The sequence below is a fragment of the Streptomyces sp. NPDC005492 genome, assembly GCF_040605995.1.
In the GTDB taxonomy this organism is placed as follows: Bacteria; Actinomycetota; Actinomycetes; order Streptomycetales; family Streptomycetaceae; genus Streptomyces.
Map to the genome: position 1 here is coordinate 95,670 of NZ_JBEXDX010000019.1, position 14,163 is coordinate 109,832.

At 69.7% G+C, this 14,163-nt stretch carries 10 protein-coding genes; 5 read left to right on the forward strand and 5 right to left on the reverse strand.

Annotation, left to right across the window (positions count from 1 at the left end; translation table 11 throughout):
* Nucleotides 1-8: 8 nt before the first annotated feature.
* Genes ABZT04_RS25060 through ABZT04_RS25070 form a run of 3 tightly spaced genes read right to left on the reverse strand, consistent with a single transcriptional unit; the run spans nucleotide 9 to nucleotide 3,202 of the window.
* Nucleotides 9-890, reverse strand: a complete 882-nt coding sequence (locus tag ABZT04_RS25060; RefSeq protein ID WP_356059208.1) for a carbohydrate ABC transporter permease — start codon at nucleotides 888-890, stop codon at nucleotides 9-11.
* Complete coding sequence (locus tag ABZT04_RS25065; protein WP_356059209.1) at nucleotides 887-1,840, reverse strand: sugar ABC transporter permease; 954 nt, start codon at nucleotides 1,838-1,840, stop codon at nucleotides 887-889. Before ABZT04_RS25065 ends, ABZT04_RS25060 begins: the two co-directional genes overlap by 4 nt.
* 39 nt (nucleotides 1,841-1,879) lie before the next feature.
* Nucleotides 1,880-3,202, reverse strand: coding sequence for an extracellular solute-binding protein (locus tag ABZT04_RS25070; protein WP_356059210.1), 1,323 nt, complete (start codon nucleotides 3,200-3,202; stop codon nucleotides 1,880-1,882).
* A gap of 353 nt (nucleotides 3,203-3,555) precedes the next feature.
* On the opposite strand from ABZT04_RS25070, the gene ABZT04_RS25075 reads away from it, so the two are divergent.
* Nucleotides 3,556-4,569 carry a hydroxyacid dehydrogenase gene (locus ABZT04_RS25075; protein ID WP_356059211.1) on the forward strand — a complete coding sequence of 338 codons (1,014 nt, stop codon included), beginning with the start codon at nucleotides 3,556-3,558 and terminating at the stop codon, nucleotides 4,567-4,569.
* Between the two features lie 1,287 nt (nucleotides 4,570-5,856).
* Here ABZT04_RS25075 and ABZT04_RS25080 read toward each other — a convergent pair.
* Nucleotides 5,857-8,049, reverse strand: a complete 2,193-nt coding sequence (locus ABZT04_RS25080) for a glycoside hydrolase family 36 protein (RefSeq protein ID WP_356059212.1) — start codon at nucleotides 8,047-8,049, stop codon at nucleotides 5,857-5,859.
* Between the two features lie 110 nt (nucleotides 8,050-8,159).
* On the opposite strand from ABZT04_RS25080, the gene ABZT04_RS25085 reads away from it, so the two are divergent.
* The 3 genes from ABZT04_RS25085 (at nucleotide 8,160) to ABZT04_RS25095 (ending at nucleotide 11,633) form a co-directional block, all read left to right on the forward strand.
* Complete coding sequence (locus ABZT04_RS25085; protein ID WP_356059213.1) at nucleotides 8,160-9,266, forward strand: LacI family DNA-binding transcriptional regulator; 1,107 nt, start codon at nucleotides 8,160-8,162, stop codon at nucleotides 9,264-9,266.
* 85 nt (nucleotides 9,267-9,351) lie between these two features.
* Nucleotides 9,352-10,908, forward strand: a complete 1,557-nt coding sequence (locus ABZT04_RS25090; RefSeq protein WP_356059214.1) for a DUF4038 domain-containing protein — start codon at nucleotides 9,352-9,354, stop codon at nucleotides 10,906-10,908.
* Nucleotides 10,905-11,633, forward strand: coding sequence for a DUF6193 family natural product biosynthesis protein (locus ABZT04_RS25095; RefSeq protein ID WP_356059215.1), 729 nt, complete (start codon nucleotides 10,905-10,907; stop codon nucleotides 11,631-11,633). Before ABZT04_RS25090 ends, ABZT04_RS25095 begins: the two co-directional genes overlap by 4 nt.
* A 157-nt stretch (nucleotides 11,634-11,790) precedes the next feature.
* On the opposite strand, the gene sigJ is transcribed toward ABZT04_RS25095, so the two are convergent.
* A complete protein-coding gene (gene sigJ, locus ABZT04_RS25100) occupies nucleotides 11,791-12,729 on the reverse strand; it encodes an RNA polymerase sigma factor SigJ (protein WP_356059216.1) in 939 nt (312 codons plus the stop codon).
* A gap of 148 nt (nucleotides 12,730-12,877) precedes the next feature.
* Here sigJ and ABZT04_RS25105 point away from each other — a divergent pair, with 148 nt between their 5' ends.
* A complete protein-coding gene (locus ABZT04_RS25105) occupies nucleotides 12,878-13,963 on the forward strand; it encodes a nuclear transport factor 2 family protein (RefSeq protein ID WP_356059217.1) in 1,086 nt (361 codons plus the stop codon).
* Nucleotides 13,964-14,163: the final 200 nt, after the last annotated feature.

Sequence of the window (14,163 nt, forward strand, 5' to 3'; positions counted from 1 at the left end):
TGGTTCCTTTACTTGAGGCTGCCCATGAGGATTCCGCTGCGCCAGTACTTCTGGAGGGCGAACATGAAGACCGCCAGCGGAATGATCGACAGCAGTGACCCGGTGAGGACGAGGGTGTTCATGTCTCGGGACTGCTGCGCCTGTTGCACCCAGGAGAAGAGACCCAGGGTCACGGGGAAGGAGCGCTCGCCGTTGAGCATGAACAGCGGGAGGAAGAAGTTGTTCCAGATGTTGACGAAGTCGAGCATGAAGATGGTGATGCCGCCGGTGGTCATCAGCCGGAGCGCGACCGAGAAGAAGATCCGTGTCTCGCTCGCCCCGTCGATGCGGGCCGCTTCCATCAGCTCGGTGGGCATCGAGGTCTCGGCGTAGACCTTGCCGAGATATACCCCGAAGGGGTTGATGAAGTACGGGATCAGCACCGCCCACACGGTGTTGGTCAGGTGGATGTCCGCGAAGACGAGGTAGAGCGGGAACGCCAGGAGGGTGCTCGGCAGCAGCGAGGCGCCGACGATGACCCCGAACAGGGCGCCCCGGCCCCGGAATTCGAACTTCGCCAGGCCGTAGCCGGCGGCCAGCGAGATGAACGTCGAACCCGCGGCGCCGACCGTGGAGTACAGGACGGAGTTGGCGATCCAGCGGCCGAAGACCCCGTCGTGGTAGGCCCAGACGGCCTGGAAGTTGTCGGCGATGTGGTTGGCGGAGAACCACAGGCCGAAGGTGGAGTACAGGTCCGTCTGGTTCTTCGTCGACGCCACCAGCAGGAACCAGGTGGGCGCCAGCGAGTAGAGCAGGAAGACGACAAGCAGGCCGGTGGTGAGGACCACCGCGCGGCGGGTCGGGCGTGCACCGCCGCCGGGGGCGGAGGCCGCGGACGAGGCGCTGCTCATGACACTTTCCTGTTCGTGACGCGGTAGAAGACGAAGGCGAGCACACCGGTGACGGCGGCCAGGACCAGGGATTCGGCGGCGGCGTACTGGTAGTCGCCGGTCTTGAACGCCCGGTCGAAGATCTCCAGCATCGGGGTGAAGTTGGTGCTGATGGACTGCGGCGCCACATAGCGCAGGAACAGCGGCTCGGTGAACAGTTGGAGCCGGCCGATCAGGGAGAACATGCCGGTCAGGATCAGGATGCCGGTGATGTTGGGCACCTTGATCGACCAGGCGATCCGCCACTCCTTCGCACCGTCGAGACGGGCTGCCTCGAACAGCTCGCGGGGCAGTGCCTGCAGCGAGGCGGAGATCAGGATCATGTTGAAACCGATGCCCTGCCAGGTGAGCAGGTTGCCCAGCGAGAGGTAGGTGTTGATGCCGCCGAAGAAGGTGACGTTCAGGCCCACCTTGTCCCCGATGTCGATGATCGGGGAGGCCGTCGGGCTGTAGAGGAACAGCCAGATCAGCGTCGACACCACGCCCGGGATGACGTACGGGATGAGCAGTCCGGCGCGGAAGAAGCGGACCGCGCGGGCCGCCACGCCGTCGAGCAGCAGGGCCAGCAGCAGCGAGATGCCCAGCATGACGGTGATCTGGACGGCGCCGAAGAGCAGGGTGCGCAGCATGCCGACCCAGAAGGAGCCGTCCGCCAGGATCGAGGCGAAGTTGGCGAAGCCGGCGAAGACGACCTTCGTGGGGCCGAAGCCGATCCCGCTGCTCTTCTTCTCCTGCAGGCTCTGGCTGAACGCGTAGCCGATCGGCACGACGTAGGTGAGGACGAAGCCGGCGAGGAAGGGCACCATGAACAGCAGGCCCTTGTAGGCTCCCCGCCTCCCGGCCCGGCGGGGGGAGGTCCGCCGGGCCGGGGAGTCGCCCGCGACCTCGGGGGGTCGTGTGAGGGTGGACACGGATGTCTCCAGGTGAGATGTGCTGAGGGTCGTTGGCTGTCAGTTCGCGGCGACGGCCTTGACGCCCTTCTTCTTCAGGTCGGCGAGCACCCAGCTCTGCAGGTGGGTCAGCATGGCCTTCACGGTCATCTGCTTGTTCATGACCTTGCCCCACTGCTTCTGCATCTCGGAGTACATGGCCGCGTAGTCGGGGCCGTACTGCCACTGCTCACCGACCCGGGACGCGGCGGTCTCGATCACCTGGGCGCTGTCGGACTTCCCGTTGAACATCTCCGCCGGGATGATCTTGTCGACGTACGGGGAGACGTTCTTGACCGCGGGGAAGAGCCCCGACTTGGACGCGGGGTCGGTGAGCGCGGTCAGCGACTCCTTGCTGCTGGACAGCCAGGACGCGAACTCGGCCGCCCGGTCGGGGTACTTGCAGCCCTTCAGTACGGCCGTCACGTCGAAGTTGCTGGACGTCTGCGGGTGGGCCGTGTCGAAGACCGGCGCGTCGGCGAGCTGCCACTTGCCCTTGGACTTGGGGAAGTTGGTGTCGTAGATCGGCAACTGCCAGGTGGAGGTGGTCATCAGGATCGTCTTGCCGAGGTCCCAGGTCTTGAAGACGCCGGGGTCGGCGTAGGAGGCGTTGGAGGCGAGGTTGTTGTCGACCAGTTGCTGGACGACGTCGCCGGCCTTCAGCGCGTCCGGGGAGTCGAGACCGATCTCCCAGTGGTCGCCGGCGACCTTGTACCAGGCCGCGCCGGCCTCCCAGGACAGGTCGACGAGGGTGCTCGGGTCCTCGCCCGCCATGTTGAAGATCTTGACGTTCTTGTCCTTCTTCTGCACCGCCTTGCCCGCGGCGATCACATCGGCCCAGGTGGTGGGGGCCTTGATGCCGTACTTCTGGAACAGGTCCGCGCGGTAGGCGGTGAACAGCGGGGAGGAGCCGGTGGGGATGCCGTAGGTGGCGCCACCGGGGCTGACCGCGTTCCAGGCGGGCGTGGTGTAGCGGGACTTGTACGGTGCGGCGATCTTGCTGATGTCGGTGAGCAGTCCGTCCGCGGCGAAGTTCGCCAGGTTCATCCCGTCCATCTTGGACAGGCAGGGCGCGTTGCCGGACGTCACGGCGGCGCGCAGCTTCTGGTAGACGGTGTCGCCGGCCGCGTTGACGTACTTGACCTGGGTGTCGGGGTGGCTCTTGTTCCACACCGCGACCTGCTGCTGGATGCCCTCGGTCCAGCTCCAGAACTCCAGTTGCACCTTGCCCTTGGTGGTCTTCGTCGCCGAGTCGTCGCTCCCGCCGCCGCAGGCGCTCAGGACAAGGGAAAGGGAGAGGGCAGTGGCCGCGCCGGCAAGGGCTCTCGTACGGATGGTGCTCATCGGTCCTCCGGAGAAGGGCGGACAGCGCCTGCGGCGGGGGGAGGACGCGGGCTGCTGAAGGCAAGGACAAGAGGGGGTGGCTACGAGTTTCAGTAACCGTTTCCCGTGGACGGTAGGACCTAGGAGGGCGACACCACAAGAGGGATGGGGGCATTTGTTTCGCCGATCTTGCGAGAAAGTTACCCAGAAGAGGACTTTGGCCTGTGCCTTTCGCGTTCGCCTCAGGTCAGAGGCGCGGCGTTCCCGAGCGAGTCACCTACGCAGCGACGTTGACCGACGCGCCTGGCGAGCTCTAGCGTGGAATACGTTTACTGCCACTGCCTCCATCCCACCTCGCTGCAAAGTGGAGTTCCATGCCCACGTCAGAGCTGCCACGTGCCGTGTTCGCCATGAACCCGGTGCACCTTCCCGAGCTCTTCCCGCCCCGGCTCATGACACGGTTGAAGGCCCGGGCCCGGATCGACCCCGCCGTGGTCGTACAGGACTTCGGCGATCCCGCGGTGGCCCGGGCACTGGCCGAGGCCGAGGTGCTGATCACCGGCTGGGGCTGCCCGCGCGTCGACGAGACCGTCCTGGCCGCGGCGCCCCGGCTGCGGGCGGTGCTGCACGCGGCGGGCAGCGTCCGCAACCTGCTCGCGCCCGAGGTCTGGGAGCGGGGTGTCTCGGTGTCAAGTGCCGTGCAGGCCAACGCACTTCCCGTCGCCGAGTTCACGCTCGCCGCGATCCTGCTGGCCGGCAAGGACGCCTTCGGGCTGCGGGAGCGGTTCCGCGCCGAGCACGTGTACCCGCCGCCCGCCGACCACGCCGCGATCGGCAACCTCGGCAGACGGGTCGGCATCATCGGTGCCTCCCGGGTCGGACGCCGCCTGCTCGAACTGCTGCGGCCCTTCGACTTCACGGTGACGCTGCACGACCCCTACGTCGACGCCGGCGAGGCCGCCGCCCTGGGCGCCGCGCTCGTACCGCTCGACGAACTGATGCGCACCAGCGACATCGTCAGCCTGCACGCCCCGGACATCCCGGAGACCTACCGGATGCTCGACCGCCGACGGCTGTCGCTGATGCCGGACGGCTCCGTGTTCATCAACACCTCCCGGGGCGCCCTCGTCGATCCCGACGCACTCGCCGACGAACTGCTCTCCGGACGGATCGGCGCGATCCTCGACGTGACCGAGCCGGAGCCGCTGCCCGCGGACTCCCCGCTGTACGAGCTGCCCAACGTCTTCCTCACCCCGCACATCGCCGGTTCCCTCGGCAACGAGTTGGAGCGCCTGGGCCGCACGGTCGTCGACGAACTGGCGCTGCTGGGCGCGGGCGCGCCGCTCGCATGCGCTGTGCGGCAGGCCGATCTGGTGAACAGCGCCTGATCGTCGGTCGCGGCCGCACGCAGGCCGCGGCGCCAGGGGCCAGCGGCCTCGGCACGGCTCGGAAGCCTCCCCCTGCCTTCGGCCGGGCCGGGGTGGACTTTCGTGAGTGTTCACCGGCGGTCGAGGGCGATCAGTACGGCTGAAGTGGCTGCGATGGTGACGCGCAGGGCTCCGGCGCCGGCGTCCACAGCGTGCGGGGGCGCGCCTCTTCGAGGATCTCAGGCAGCGGGACCGACGTGTGGCGGGTGGCTCCCTTGCGGCGCCACCGGTCCAGCAGAGTTGTGGCGTTGTCCGCCCTAGACCGGGCCCGGGGCGGACTGTCGTGGGTGCTGACTACTGGTCGAAGGCGATCAGCACGGCCGAAGTGGTCGAGATGCCGACGCGCAGGCCACGCGCGCGGGCGCCCCAGCCGAGGTCGGCACGGGTGCCGCGCTCGAACAGTCCTTCGGTGACCCGAGGGCAGTGGGACCTCCGCGTGCCTGGTGGCTCCCTTGCGGCGCCGCAGTGCCAGCGGGGTTGTGGTGTTGTCCGCCCTCGACGGGGCCGGGGCGCTTTTCTCGTGGGTGTTGACCGTCGGTCGAAGGCGATCAGTACGGCCGACGTGGTCGGGATGTCGATGTGGAGGGCGCCTCTGCGGGCGTTCTGGTCGAGGTCGGCACGGGTGTCGCAGTGGAACGGCGCGCGGGGGCGCGCTTGTTCGGGGATCCAGGAGACGGGCTCCTGGTGGCCTATTCGTGGCGCCGCAGTGTCAGCAGGGTTGTCGTGTTGTCCGGCCTCGTCCGGCCGGGGCGGACTCTCGCGGGTGCTGACTATCGGTCGAAGGTGACCAGCACGGGCGAAGCGGTCGCCATGCCGACGCGTAGGGCGCCCGCGCAGGCGTTCTGGTCGAGGTCGGCACCGGAGCCGCGCTCGAACAGGGTGTGGGGGCGCGCGGCTTCGGGGGTCCAGGGGACGGGCTCCTGGTGGCCTATTCGTGGCGCCGCAGTGTCATCGGGGTCGTGGCGTTGTCCACGCTCGATCGGGTCGGGGACGGACTGTCGTTGGTGCTGACTACTGGTCGAAGGCGATCAGCACGGCCGAAGTGGTCGAGATGCCGACGCGCAGGCCACACGCCTGGGCGCCCCAGCCGAGGTCGGCACGGGTGCCGCGCTCGAACAGCCCTTCGGTGACCCCGGGGCAGTGGGACCTCCGCGTGCCTGGTGGCTCCCTTGCCGCGCCAAAGTGCCAGCAGGGTTGTGGTGTTGTCCGCCCTCGACGGGGCCGGGGGCGGACTCCTATGGGTGCTGACTACTGGTCGAAGGCGACCAGCACGGCCGAAGCCGTCGCGATGCCGACCCGCAGAGCACCCGCGCGGGGATCCCAGTCGAGGTCGGCGCCGGAGCCGCTCTCGAACAGCACGCGGGGACGCGCCCCTTCGGGAATCCGGGGCAGCGGCATCGACACGCTCCCGCTGGCTCCCTCGCGGCGCCACACCGCCAGCAGGGTCGTGGCCTCGTCCGGGGCGGTCAGGGCGAGCGCGATCCAGTCGTCCCTCCAGCCCGGCAGGCCGAGTGGCCAGCTCGGGCGCGCGGTTGGCAGGAGGTGGCGGTACGTCTTGTATGTGTCCAACGACCTTTCTACGACGGCTAGTTGAGCCTCGGTCAGCAAGTCGGGGCGGCCGCTGAGGTGGATCCGGCCAAGCATGGCCGAGACCATCACCGTGCCGAGGTCCGCGTCGGTGTGCTCGGGCAGGGGGTAGGCCCACATCGCGCCCTGCTCCGGGGTGACGGCAGCGGGCGCGACGGCGGCGATGGCGGGCAGCAGCCGGAAGTCCTGCTGGTCGGTGACGGAATGGATAGGCAGCCGCGAGAGGATCGCGTGGTCCGTACGGCTGCCGCCGGCCGCGCAGCTTTCGAGCACCAGGCCCGGGTGCCGGTCGACGACACCGTCGAGCCAGTCGACGTAGGCGCGGTTGTGGCCGAGCAGACCGTCGCCGGGGCTGTCGCCGCCGTCCGGGCCGTCGGTGCCCGCCCCGATGTCGATGTTGTAGTCGAGCTTGAGATAGCCCACTCCGTAGTCGCGCACCAGCCGGTCCACGACCGCGTCCAGGTGCGCGCGGGCCGCCGGGTGCCGCAGGTCGAGCTGGTGGCGGCCCCACTCCGCCACCCGGACGCCGTCACGGCGGAAGAACGCCTCGTCGGGCAGCTCGGCGGCGATCGGGCTGCGCACACCGACGACTTCGGGTTCCAGCCACAGGCCCGGCACCATGCCCGCGCCGCGGATCCGCCCGATCACCTCGCTCAGCCCGCCGGGGAACCGGGATGCCGCCTCCCGCCATTCCCCCACCGAGTCCCACCAACCGGGAACCCCGCCCGGACCGACGGTCCCGGGCGGCTCGGGGTCGAACCAGCCGGCGTCGATGCAGAAGACCTCCGCTCCGGCTGCAGCCGCCGCGTCCACCAGCGGCAGCAGTGCCTCGGTGGACGGCTCGCCCATCAGGCTGTTCATGAAGTCGTTGAAGACCACGGGGAGTTGTTCGTGGTCCGGGTGCGGGCGCCGGGTGGCGCGCCGGTGCGCGGTCATCGCGGTGACGGCGGACTCGAAGCCGCCCTCCGGGACCATGGCGACCGCGACCGGGACCGTGCGGAAGGATTCCCCGGGCGCGAGCCGACGGCGCCACTGGTGTTCCCGGTCGGTGGGGCCGGACAGAGCCAGGTACAGGTCGTCGAAGCGGTCACCGAGTTCCGCGTGCCAGGAGCCGTTGTGCTCGATCTGCCACAGCAGCGCGCGGCCGGTGGACGGCTGCTCCAGGCAGCCCATCGGCAGATGTTCGCAGGAGGACCAGGAGCCGGTGCTGGTCACGGCGATCCGGTTCTTCGAGCCGGTCTGGCCGAAGGCGACCATGCCGACGTCGTACAGGCCGCGTTCGGCCAGGGTGGCCCGGGACCAACGGAACTCACCGCTCCACGGGTTGGCCGCCAGCCACAGGGACAGCCCGTCCTCCCAGCGCTCGGCGTCCGGGAGGTGGTGCGCCAGGTTGGACAGGGCGAGGGAGGACACGTACTCCAGCCCGACCGGGCGCGAGCCGGTGTTCTCCACCTGCGTCTCGGCGTGCAGGACCGGTATGCCCGCGCGCAGGGTGAACACGGCGGTGGCCAGCAGACCGGTGGCCTCGTCGGACATGCGCACGCGCAGTCGGCGGACATCGCCGCTCCGGCTCTCCTCGTGCCCGGCGTACCGCATGCCGCGCGACATCGCCCCGTCCACATGGCGCTTGCCCGAGGTGCCCAGCCGGCCGCCGTCCGTGGTCTGGATCTCCATCACGGGCAGGGCCCGCCGCGCGAGTGCCGCGCACCGCTCCGGCTCCGCCTCGGGGTCGGGCAGCGCGGACGCCTCGCCCGCGGCCAGCAGCCTCACCGGCCCGGTCGATTCCCAGGCAAGCAGGAGCGACAGGTCGTCCAGACCCCAGCGCAGGTGGGTGGCGGGCATGGCGGTGGGCATGGTGGCGGCTCCGTGGACTGATCGGTCGTAGAAATCGTTTACTGCCTGAGCACGCTAGTTTCTGCTGTGACCAGGCCGCAAGGGGTTGCCGATGCAGTAACGTCGGCCTTGTGACGGATAACGGGAACGGCGCCCGCAAGAGCTCCACGGCCAGCAGACCCAAACGGAAGGGCGCGCGGTCGGACAGGCCGAGCACCATCCGCGATGTCGCGGCGATAGCGGAGGTTTCCGTAGCAACCGTTTCCCGCACCCTGGCCGGCAACTACCCGGTGTCGGCGGAAACCAGGGCCCGCGTCATGGCGGCCGTGGAGTCACTGCACTACGTGGTGAACGTCCACGCGAAGGCCCTCTCCGGAGCCGTCGCCGGTCCCGTCGCCCTGGTCATCCAGGACATCACTGGCCCCTCGCTGGCCCATGTTGCCGCGGGCGTGGAGCAGGAGGCCACCAGCCGGGGCAGACTCAGCCTGGTCTGCTCGACCCGAGGCGACACCGCTCGCGAGAGCGACCTGGTCCAGCTCATGCGGGAGCAGCACGCCGCCGCGGTCGTCCTCGTCGGCGGTGTGGTACAGGACGACGCCTATCACCGCCGTATGTCCGAGTACGCCGAAGCCCTCGATGCCGCCGGCTCCCGTCTGGTGCTGGTCGGACGCCCCGCGCTGCCCGCCGGAATCCCGGCGACCGTGGTCGACTACGACAACCGGGGCGGCGCGTTCCAGGCCACCTCGCACCTCCTCGCCGCCGGACACCGCCGCATCCTCTTCCTCGGCGGTGCGCCCGGCTTCAGCAGCTCCGAACAGCGCCGCGACGGTCATCTCAACGCGCTGCGCGCCCACTCCGTCCCCTACGAGGAGGAGCTGGACCTGCCGGGCCTGTACACCCGCGCCTCTGGCTACCGCCGGGTGCGGGACGCGCTGGACGCCGGCCTGGAGTTCACCGCCGTCTTCGCCGGCACCGACGCGATCGCCGTCGGCGTGCTGGCCGCCCTGCGCGAGGCGGGCCTCCGGGTCCCCCGTGACGTGTCGCTCATCGGCTTCGACGACGTCCCCTTCGCCGCGGACCTGACGCCATCCCTCACCACGGTCCGCGTCCCGTACGAGGAACTGGGCCGAACCGCCGTACGCCTGGCACTCGACCGCGAGGAGACCATCACGGGCGACAGCCACGTCGTCCTGAGCACGCAGTTGGTGATGCGGGAGTCGGTGCGGCAACCGAAGTGACATGGCAGTGAACGGGGTCGCGCACGCCCCACCGCTCGAGGAGACGTGCCTCTGAGCTTCCCGCACACCCGAGGACCCCGGAACCATGAACATCCACGCCTGGCACCAGACCGAGCTGTCGTTCACCGCCGAACGCGGCCATCCCGATCCGTACACGGGCATCGAGCTGTGGGCCGACTTCACGCACATGCCCACCGGAACCGTCCTGCGACGCCCCGCCTTCTGGGACGGTGGCTCCACCTGGCGCGTGCGGTTCGCCTCGCCGACGGCCACGGGAGTCTGGAGCTGGCGCACGGACGGCAACGTCGACGACCCCGGACTCGTCGGCCGCACCGGTGAACTCACCGTGGTGCCGGCCGAGCCCGCCCACCGCTTCGAAGAGCACGGTTTCTGGCGCATGTCCCCGGGCGCCCGCAGCCTGGTGCACGCCGACGGCACCCCCGCCCTCCTGGTCGCCGACACGGCATGGGCACTGCCCTGGCGAGCCACGCTCGACGACGCGCGGGTCTACGCCGCCGACCGCGCCGCGAAAGGGTTCAACGCCGTCCTGCTGATGAGCGTGCAACCCGATATGCGCGTGAGGGGCCCCCGCGACCGCACAGTGGACGAAGGCTTCGCCGTCGGCTTCGAGGACCTGAAGGACGGTCACCTGACAGACCTCGACCCGGCCTACTTCCACTATCTGGACCAGCTCCTGGACATCCTGGCCGACCACGGCCTCGTTCCCGTTCTGCAGCCCGTCTTCCAGGGCTTCGGCTGGAAGGGCGGATCGGTGGCGGGCAAGGTGGTGCCGCCGGTGGAATACGCGCGCTACTGCCGTTACCTGGTGGCCCGTTACGGCGCTCGTCCCGTCATCTACCTGGTGGGCGCGGACGGTTCGGGCGACGAACCGCAGATCGCCGCGGGCGGGGCGGAGATCGAGGCATGGGACGCGTACGGCCAGCCCTGCGGCATCCACTACTACCCGCACGGCCGCAGCCGCGCCCACCAGGCCGCCGCCTGGCTCGACTTCCAGTGGTGCCAGACCGGCCACTCCGGCGAACACCTTCCCGAACGGGTCGCCGACATGCGCCGCAACGAACCGGCCAAGGGCGTCGCCAACGGGGAGCCCACGTATGAGAACTCGGGGGCGACGGGGAAGGGCGCGGGCTGGTGGCAGGGCCATGAGGCCTGGTCCAACCTGTGCGCCGGCGGCACCATGGGCGTCGTCTACGGCGCGGGGAGCCTCTGGCAGTGGCGACTGCACCCGGAGGAACCGGGCCACGAGCCGTACTTCCTGGCTCCGGGCTGCGGCTGGAGAGAGGCGCTGGACTTCGAGGGCTCTCGCTATGTGGGACTGCTCGGCCGCATCCTGGACGGCCTGCCGACCACCGACATGCGCCCCGACTGGGACCGCGCGATGGCCTCCAGAGCCCTGAGCGCCCCCGACGGCACTCTGTACATCGCCTACGTCGAACACGGCGGCCCACTGCGGCTGAACCCCCAATCCGCCGAGACGTTTCCCCGGTCCTACCGGGTCATCGACCCCCGCACGGGAGAAACGGTGACCCAGGGCGTGCGCCGAGCCGACGAACTGACCGTCCCTGACGAAGGCGGCGCGCCACGCGTCTTTGTCTGTTACGACGGCAGACTGTGTCGATGAATTCTGACCTCTACCCCGACCTGGCCGCCGCGGGCAGTCTGGTCGCAGCCATGGAACAGATGGCGGCCGGCCTCGATGTCCATCTCACAGTGGTTCTCCCGCGGGGAGGCTCTCTCCTTGCGGCGGGTATCGCATCGTCGGTCCCGCAACGCGATCCGCTGTGGGTCAACCTCGGGGCCGAGAGTCGCTTCTTCAGCGTCTCCGGCTGGAGCCAAGGGGTCGAACTCGTCACTGGGGCCACACCCGACCTGGCGGACGTCGTCAAGGCCGGAGCGTTGTGGGGGGAGGGCAGGGGCCTGCGGGAGCTGCGGGCAGAGCTGCCGTTTCTGCACTCCAGTGATCGTGCCGAGGCTCATGAACGGGGGCCGGCGGCAGTGGTGGAACTGCAGTGGCGGAAGATGCGGGAGCAGGCGGCCGGCGCCCCGGAGTTCCCTCAGTTCGGCGAACTCGTGGAAGCGGCGCACACCGAAGCGCGACTGCGACAGCTCTACGTGTTCTCCAGCCACTGGACGCTCGGCTTCAGCTCCTGCACCGGATATCCGTTCCGCGACGAGGTCGCCATCGCTCCCGCGCACAGCGGCAGCCCGTACCGCGTGATGAAGCGTCCCCACGACACCCTCGTCGGGGAGGCCGCCACGGCCGAGGAAGCTGTTGGCGTCGCGATATCCCATCTCCCCAACAGCCTTGGACCGGCCGTCGCGGGAACCGCCGAGCGAGCCGAGTGACCTGCGCGAGCCGAGTCACTGACAGCCATTTCCCGTGGCCGGTGGCCTCCAAAGTGCACTAGGACAGGCGAAGGCAGCAGACAGCCGTCCCAGCCCCGCGAACCACCGCGCTCATACGGCTCACGATTGGATTGCGTACGTATACGGAAGGCGCCCCTCAGCGGACGCCCCACGGACGGAGCTTCTCAGGATTCCGCACCGCCCAGATACGCCTGATCCGATCACCCGCGATCTCGAACGCGAACACCGTCGCGATGGTGCCGTTCTGCTGTGCCACCAGGCCGGGCAGGCCGTTGACCGTGCATTCCTGGAACGTCGTGCGGTCGCCGGACACTCGGGCGATCTCGGCGTAGGCATGCGCGATCTGCTCACCGCCCACGATCGGGTGCAGGTGGGTGACCGCCAGACCGCCCCCGTCGGCGGTCGCCGTGGCGGCGGGGTCGAGCAGGCCGATCAGGGCGTCGATGTCCTTGGCCTCCCACGCCGTCCTGAACTGGCGGACGATGGCGGCCTGTTCGGCGCCGGGGCCCGCCGGAGTCCGTGCGGTGCGGATGCGTCGACGGGCGGACGAGGCCAGTTGGCGGCAGGCCGCCGGAGTACGGCCGACGATCTCGGAGACCTCGCCGAAGGGATAGCGGAAGACGTCGTGCAGGACGAACGCGACGCGCTCGGCCGGGGTCATCGCATCGAGGACGACGAGGAAGGCCATCGTCACCGACTCGTCGAGGGTGATCCGATCGGCCGGGTCGTTCCCGCCGGCACCGGAGTGCCCGGTGATCCACTCGGTGGGCTCCGGCAACGGTTCCGGGATCCAGTCGCCCACATACGTCTCCCGCCTGACCCGCGCCGAGCCGAGCAGGTTCAGACAGATGCGGCCGGCGACCGTCACCAGCCAGGCGCCGGGTGACTCGATGGCCCGCTGTTCCTGTGCCGACATGGCGTACCAGCGGGCATAGGTCTCCTGCACGACGTCCTCGGCGTCGGCAAGGGACCCCGTGAGCCGATAGCCGAGGTTGATCAGATGGCGCCGCTCGCTCATGATCGCGCTGAGGCCCGGATCGCTCCGACCGTCGCCGGGCTCGGCACTGCTGGTCATGGTCGGCCCTCTCTCCCGCTCGCTTCTGTGCCTCTACCCGTTACGACAGGACAGCCGGTCGGAATGTGAGGCGACACCCCGCCTCACATTCCGAGCGGCCGCGTTGTCGTAACCCGTGAGGACGACAACACGACGGAGGAGCCACTCCATGAACGACTTCCAACTCATCGCGGACCGAGTCGAGATCGAGGCGCTGCGCGGCGAGTTCACCGACGCGGCCATGATGCGCGACCGGCCCCGCCTGGCATCGCTGTTCACCTCGGACGGCGTCCTGCGCATGCCCAACATCCCCGTCGAGCTGGTCGGCCGTGAGGAGATCCGAGCCGGGGGCGAGCGGCTGCAGAGCCAGTGGGACTTCTTCGTGCAGACCACGCACCCCGGCTCGATCCTGCTCGACGGCCACAGTGCGACCGGCCGCGCCTACATCCAGGAACTCGCCCGCACCCTCGACGGACGCCAAGGGCTCAACTACGCCGTTTACCACGACCGTTACCGACGCACCACGGAGGGCTGGAAGTTCGCCGAGCGGGTGTACGAGGTCAGGTATCTCGACACCTCGCCGCTGGCGGGCACGGCGCCCAGCCCGGCGCGGAGTTCCGGGACCGACCGAGCTGACACCACGGCCGCTTCCTTCGCCGACCCGGCTTCGGCCGAAAGGCTGGAGCGGGCAGCCGCCGCTCTCCGTGCCAACGGCTTCGCCGCCGAGATCCTCGACGACGCTTCGGCCGCACGCCTCCGCGTCAAGGAGCTGATCCCCGAGGGCGTCAGCGTGTTCACCGGAGCCAGCGAGACCCTCCGGCTGTCCGGCATCGACGAGGACATCAACACCGGCGGCCGGTACGACGCCATCAGGCCCCGTGTCCTGGGCATCGACCGCGCCACCGGCGCGGACGAGATCCGCAAGCTGGTCGCCGGCCCGGACTTCGTCGTCAACAGCGTCGCCGCGGTCACCGAGACCGGCTCGCTCGTGCTCGCCTCGGGCAGCGGCAGCCAACTCCCCGCCAACGCGGGCGGCGCGGGCCACGCCCTCTGGATCGTCGGCGCACAGAAGGTGGTGCCCGACCTGAGCACAGCGCTCCGCCGAGTCGAGGAGCACGCGCTCCCGCTGGAGAACGCCCGCGCCCAGGCGGTGTACGGGATGCCCAGCGCCGTCAACCGCCTGCTCGTCCTCAACGCGGAACCCCACCCGGGGCGCGGCACCGTCCTGCTTCTCCGGGAGAGCATCGGCTTCTGACCCGGCAGCGGCACACCGGCAAGCGACGAGGAGTGACGTCCGGCCCGGGGGCGTCGACCGACGCCTCACTGGCACCTTTCGGCGCGCACGGGACGCGGATTCGTGGATTGCCACGTCACAGAGGGTCTGCGCCTCCGTTTCGGGGGCAGACGGCGGTGCATCGGGTGCGAACGTCACCCGGCCGAAGTCCGCCGCGAGGC

Excerpts from the sequence above, each read along its gene's own strand:
- ABZT04_RS25060 (WP_356059208.1), bottom strand. The coding sequence starts at position 890 with ATGAGCAGCGCCTCGTCCGCGGCCTCCGCCCCCGGCGGCGGTGCACGC.
- ABZT04_RS25070 (WP_356059210.1), bottom strand. The coding sequence starts at position 3,202 with ATGAGCACCATCCGTACGAGAGCCCTTGCCGGCGCGGCCACTGCCCTC.
- ABZT04_RS25075 (WP_356059211.1), top strand. The coding sequence starts at position 3,556 with ATGCCCACGTCAGAGCTGCCACGTGCCGTGTTCGCCATGAACCCGGTG.
- ABZT04_RS25080 (WP_356059212.1), bottom strand. The coding sequence starts at position 8,049 with ATGCCCACCGCCATGCCCGCCACCCACCTGCGCTGGGGTCTGGACGAC.
- ABZT04_RS25090 (WP_356059214.1), top strand. The coding sequence starts at position 9,352 with ATGAACATCCACGCCTGGCACCAGACCGAGCTGTCGTTCACCGCCGAA.
- ABZT04_RS25095 (WP_356059215.1), top strand. The coding sequence starts at position 10,905 with ATGAATTCTGACCTCTACCCCGACCTGGCCGCCGCGGGCAGTCTGGTC.
- sigJ (WP_356059216.1), bottom strand. The coding sequence starts at position 12,729 with ATGACCAGCAGTGCCGAGCCCGGCGACGGTCGGAGCGATCCGGGCCTC.
- ABZT04_RS25105 (WP_356059217.1), top strand. The coding sequence starts at position 12,878 with ATGAACGACTTCCAACTCATCGCGGACCGAGTCGAGATCGAGGCGCTG.